This window comes from Bradyrhizobium sp. TM233 (genome assembly GCF_036247965.1).
Classification (GTDB): domain Bacteria; phylum Pseudomonadota; class Alphaproteobacteria; order Rhizobiales; family Xanthobacteraceae; genus Bradyrhizobium; species Bradyrhizobium ottawaense.
Genome location: NZ_BTIG01000177.1, coordinates 1 through 481, shown reverse-complemented (window position 1 = coordinate 481; position 481 = coordinate 1). Strand labels below are relative to the sequence as shown.

General features: G+C 36.4%; 1 protein-coding gene. It reads right to left on the bottom strand.

The genetic code is table 11. The annotated features are described in order from the left end of the window. Window positions 1–238: 238 nt before the first annotated feature. Window positions 239–481, bottom strand: a 243-nt coding sequence (locus tag AABA86_RS34185) for a hypothetical protein (protein WP_338309874.1), incomplete at its 5' end; no start/stop codon positions are given.

Sequence of the window (481 nt, the reverse complement as noted above, 5' to 3'; positions counted from 1 at the left end):
CGAAACTTTCTTTTTGGAGGGTAGTAATGTAAGACCCAAGATTTTAAGCTTAGGATCAGTGGAAGAGATTTCCATTTACGATTAGGGTTGATGTATTGTGAAGGGAAACCTGAACTAGAGTTTACCAAATGAAATAAATTTATGAAGGAGAAAGTTCAGGAAAAGTCTAAGGATTGTATTGAAGTCGATAAAAGTTATAGCACGATTAGTATTCGCTTAAACCTAGGTCAAAAAAACGCTAGTAAATAGCTAATTTACGTTTTAGGACACGATGGGACTTAATTCCAAAAGTCTTTAGAGGAATGTTAGAATTTCTCTTATTCCTTTCCATGACAAGCCTTTCGATACGAAACCCTGGAATGTAAGAACGTCGAATTCCAATACTCGGAAGTTTGCCGAAACCGAAACCCTGATAGTTCAGAAACCCTAAAATCAACGGACGATGAAGACTTTTTCTATTCGGAGCTTCAAATGAAGATTC